The sequence below is a fragment of the Pirellulales bacterium genome (genome assembly GCA_036499395.1).
Lineage (GTDB): Bacteria > Planctomycetota > Planctomycetia > Pirellulales > JACPPG01 > JACPPG01.
Genome location: DASYDW010000048.1, coordinates 1 through 4,617, shown reverse-complemented (window position 1 = coordinate 4,617; position 4,617 = coordinate 1). Strand labels below are relative to the sequence as shown.

Here is a 4,617-nt window from a genome sequence, read left to right as displayed (position 1 = left end):
TCGCCAAGGTGAAGCCATTTCATGGACCAGGAGGACCACGTTATGTTGTACGTCGGTATCGACCAGCACCGCAAGCAATTGACCGTGAACATTCGTGACGAATCGGGCAACGTGCTCGTTCGCCGGCAAGTCAGCACCCAGTGGCAGAAGGTGCGGGCGTTCTTCGACGAGGTGCGAGAACTCGCCGTTTCGCACGGCGGTTATCTGGCCGTCGTCGAAATCTGCGGGTTCAACCAGTGGCTGCTCAAGCTGCTTCCCGAACACGGCTGCGTCGAGACGATCGTCGTGCAGCCGGGAGAGCAGTCTTCCCACAAGACCGACCGCCGCGACGCCAGCGGTTTGAGCGAAATCCTATGGATCAACCGCGACCGGGTGGCGCAGGGCTTGCCGATTCGCGGCCTGCGGCGGATCCAAATGCCCAGCGTCGACGAGCAGGCCGACCGCCGCCTGACCAGCCTGCGGCACGACGTGGGCCGGGAACTGACGCGATCGATCAATCGGCTGAAGGCGATCCTGCGCCGACACAACCTGGAGCAAGAATGCCCGACCAAGGGCATCCAGACGCAGCGGGCCCGGAAATGGCTCGATCAACTGTCGTTGGCGCCCATGGAGCGGGCCGAGCTGAATCATCAACTGGCCCGCCAGGATCTATTGCGCAAGCAGCTCAAACAACTGCAAGCGGAAATTCTCCAGCGTTACGAAGCGAATCCGGCGGCGCGGTTGATTTCGACGATGCCCGGCGCGGCGGCGTACTCGTCGCTGGGGTTGGCATCGCGGATCGGCGACATCCGCCGTTTCAAGCATCCCCGCAGTCTGGCCAACTATTGGGGACTGACTCCGGGGAGTCGCAACTCGGGGGAGACCACGCGCCTGGGTTCGATCACCAAGCAAGGGAGCACACTCGCGCGGTTCCTGCTGAGGCAGCTCGTGTTGCACGTATTGCGGGATGACGTCTGGATGCGCACCTGGTTCCGGGCGATCAAGCGTCGCCGGGGTTCGAAGATCGCCCGCGTGGCGGTGATGCGCCGGCTGGCGACGATCATCTGGCATCTCCTGAACAAACACGAAGCCTATGTCTGCGGCGGTCCGCCGCGATCGCGGCTCCCCCGGGAGGCGAACGTGATCGTGCCGCAATCCTGAACCGAAAACTGTGCCTGACGGCGTCAACAACGATCCACAATCCTGTGTTGAAGAGGAGCACGAACATCTGCGTTGAGGAGGCGTACGGACGGTTGCATTGGAAGGGCATCACGTAATGGATGGTCTTCCCCCGCGGTCAGAGCCAGTCTGAGGTGGCACCTGGAACGGGACGGTTGTGCTTCACCGCACGGCTGCGGTTCCCGACGTTGGTTTGATTAAGACGGCTCTGGCCTGCGGGACGGTCGCACGAGAAATCATCTGTGCCGGTGCTCGACGAGCACCGCGCGACGGTTGGTCAATCAGCCGCCGAATTCACGAAGGGATGTGTCGGGGTGCAGCCGGGCCCGAGAATCTCCCTGCCAAGTTGCAGGGTTGGCATTCCGGACGAAAAGAACGGCTGCGATCGAACCCGCCAACAATGGACCGTAGTACGAACCGACGTCGCCTGTCGACCAGAGAAAAACCGAAGCACATTAATCCCCCATCGGAATACCGGGAGACCGGGCTGGTGGGCTCTGCCCCCCAGACCCCCCGAGATTTATCGCATTAGCGCCAATCCCGGAGAGTTCTACGGAACAGAAACGGGACGCCGCTGCGAGATGAGCAGGCGCCCCATCTCCGGTCTTGGCTCCTGGCGCGGCGCTCGGGTCGCGTCTCCGCGTCGCCCTGTCCTCCGGCCAGGTCGACGACCATCTTAATCAATCTGCGCTCGGCGCGCGGACTCAATCTCGTTGCGCGCGCTTCACCACCATGGCCTGAATGGCCTGGGGACGGACGTATCCTGAGTCGAACCGGCAGCTCAGCGCTCGTTAGACGCGATCCTGGTGCGTCGTTTTTGGCGGCGCGACCATTTTTTCGGGCTCAAGCCAGTTCTGCACGGGGCCAGCACCCGCCGGCGCGGCCACTCGCAAGTCTCGCGAGAACCCCAGCACGAGGTCGTCACCAGTCGTCATTTACTTCTTTAGCACTTCGTTACTTCTCAAAAAATTCCGGCGAGGATCTTGACACAAACATCTCTTTCAGGGAGGTGCCACCCATTTTGTCGCGACACGTTGATTTCTCTTTGGCCACAAATGTCTCCCAGGCAATCAATTGGAGATCCAGCGTCTCGCGACCGGTTTTCGGTTAACCTATGTTGCGCACCTAAAGGCGACGCCGTTTAAATTCCGGCTGAATTTTAACATTCGCCCCCCGGGTCTTCACTACAAAAGGCGGTCGGAGCTCAACCGTTCCGGCAACTCCAGGTTCAGGGCCGCCAGGATTCGTTTTTGTTCTCGAGTCGGCCGGGCGACGCGCCGCAGCATGAGTTTTTGCCCGGTTACCGTCTCCAGTTCGATGTCTCCGATCTGGATTTTGCTCAGCTCACGAAGGACCGCCTCCGGCGTCATCGGTCGCGGCTGAGGGGCTGCCACCGGGTCGCGATCCAGGTCGGGTTTATTGATCAGCGTCTGTAGGCCGGCTCGTTTCACCAAATGATCGAGCGTTTTCCACAGGGCATAAGCGAGCACGCAGATGAAGATATGCGCTTCCGTGCGGCCGCTGTAATGATGCCAAATGGGTCGCAACAGCAAATCGCTCTTGAGGATACGGAAGGCGCGTTCGACCACCGTGAGTTGAATGTATGTCTCCCAAAACTCCTGAGCCGTCCAGCCAGCTTGGTTGCTGCGAAGGAGATAGGCGCCATCACGTGCCAGTGCCGCCTTGAACTTGGCGACCTTCCACTTGGAGGTCACTGATTGACCATTGTCGCTGATGCTGATCTCGACGAAGCCCCTGGCTTTGGGGTAGCGTTCTTTGAGTTTGCCGATCGCTTCGGCAATCTTGTCACGTTTCTTCAGGCGCCCTTTGGCCACTCGCGATTGCAGCTTTTTCAGATCCCGGGCCAAGCCGCGTCGCTGCCGACGCCGCATCGCGCGCTCCTTCTGGCGACGTGGCTCGCTTCGAGCCAGGAGATAGTGCACACGGCGACGCTTGAGGAGTTTGACGTCAACCTCGCGGTCCGGGAGACGCTGCCACCCCGACGAACGCAGTTCTTGTTGAAACGCGGCCAAGGCCGAGCGTTTGGTCGCCAGCAGATAACGGCGTCCCGATTTGCCGAGAAACGCCAAGGTCTCTTGGCTGATCATTCCGCGATCCATGACCCACACACGTTGACTTTTGCCGAAGCGCTGTTCGATGGCCTTGACGATCTTCTCGACCGTTTGCACATCCTGGCTGTTGCCGGGCAATGTGTAGTGGGCCAGTGGAAAGCCTTCGCGAGTCACCACGAGCGCCAGCACGACTTGCGGGCAGTCGCTGCGATGATCTCGTGAATAGCCCCGTGCCGCCAAGTCGTTCTCTTCGGCCAGCCCCTCGAAATAGCTGCTGGTCAGGTCGTACAGGAGCAGTTCGTAGTCGAGTTGGAACAGAGTGCCGAAGCTGTCCTTGAGATCATTCTCGATGGGCTCCTGAGCCCGACGCAATCGATCGAGAGTTCGATACAGACGATCTTTGGTGACCTCGCTGTCCGGAACGCCCAGCAGATCTTCCAGGCCCGTGGAGGCATACCAGTGCTCGGCCAAGGCAAATTCGCTGCAGGGCTGGCACAGACGATTAATCACCTCGATGGCGACAACATCGGCAGGCGGTACGGTCTCCTTCCCCTGCGGGAGATGACGGGCGACGATCACGTCGAGCCCCACGTACTGCCACAACCAGCGTGCCAACCAGATGTCTCCGAAGCGGCGCCCATTGTTCCAGCTGACCGAGCCCAGACGAATGCGGACGATGTCGGGATCGGCAAGCACAGGAATGCTGTCATCCTCGGGAAAGAGTCGAAGTTGTTTGGCATCGCCCTGCCGATTGTAAAAGGTGACGGTTCGTTGCCATCGACGCTCGCTGTCATGATTCAGCTCACCCAGGTGGGCGACGATATTCTGTCGTGGCCCGAGGTCGGTGCGGACACTCTCGACGAGCGCGAAGTAGACGTGCTTCTTGCCATCCTTTGTTCGGCTGTAGCGACGAAGGAACATCGCCTCCTCCTTGGTCCTGACAAGATGGCCAGGAGGAGGCCGGCGAATCAAGAGGCTAGGTCTTCACTACACGCCGCTCTGGCCCGATCCACTACAGAAAATGGCTGGAATTTACCCCGCCGGCAGCTGAAAATCGCCAATTTTCTTCAAGGTGTGCGCAACATAGGCTAAGACGAAGCACACGTTCGGTTTTGCGCCACGCCATCTGGAATGGCCGTAGCGCTGAGGAAAACGAATTCGAGCGGTGACCGTCAATAAGTCGCTCTTTTCGGGAATCTCGATTCCGAATGAAACAGCTGTTCTATCACTTTCCGGCACTTTCCGGGGCCGTGAGGATTTTACCTCCCGTGGGCGACTGATGAGCCCCTGCAATCGGCATTGGCTGCGACGCCTGTAAGGTAAAAACTTCAGCCGAGCGCAATTGTCTTGCCGGTTGTGCTTACGGACCGCTCTTGCCGCCCGGATG

At 59.8% G+C, this 4,617-nt stretch carries 4 protein-coding genes; 1 reads left to right on the top strand and 3 read right to left on the bottom strand.

Translation table 11 applies throughout. The features are described from left to right. Positions 1 to 21 precede the first annotated feature (21 nt). Positions 22 to 1,140, top strand: a complete 1,119-nt coding sequence (locus tag VGN12_07550; GenBank protein ID HEY4309292.1) for an IS110 family transposase — start codon at positions 22 to 24, stop codon at positions 1,138 to 1,140. Between the two features lie 809 nt (positions 1,141 to 1,949). Here the strand turns inward: VGN12_07550 and VGN12_07545 are convergent. The 3 genes from VGN12_07545 to VGN12_07535 all read right to left on the bottom strand — a co-directional run. Further along, on the bottom strand, positions 1,950 to 2,093 hold the full coding sequence (locus VGN12_07545) for a hypothetical protein (GenBank protein HEY4309291.1): 144 nt from the start codon (positions 2,091 to 2,093) through the stop codon (positions 1,950 to 1,952). Positions 2,094 to 2,342: 249 nt separating this feature from the next. Next, a complete protein-coding gene (locus tag VGN12_07540) occupies positions 2,343 to 4,151 on the bottom strand; it encodes an IS1634 family transposase (protein ID HEY4309290.1) in 1,809 nt (602 codons plus the stop codon). A gap of 111 nt (positions 4,152 to 4,262) precedes the next feature. Further along, positions 4,263 to 4,617, bottom strand: a 355-nt coding sequence (locus VGN12_07535) for a hypothetical protein (GenBank protein HEY4309289.1), incomplete at its 5' end; no start/stop codon positions are given.

Coding starts and splice junctions, on each gene's coding strand:
- VGN12_07550 (HEY4309292.1), top strand. CDS start 22: ATGGACCAGGAGGACCACGTTATGTTGTACGTCGGTATCGACCAGCAC.
- VGN12_07545 (HEY4309291.1), bottom strand. CDS start 2,093: ATGACGACTGGTGACGACCTCGTGCTGGGGTTCTCGCGAGACTTGCGA.
- VGN12_07540 (HEY4309290.1), bottom strand. CDS start 4,151: ATGTTCCTTCGTCGCTACAGCCGAACAAAGGATGGCAAGAAGCACGTC.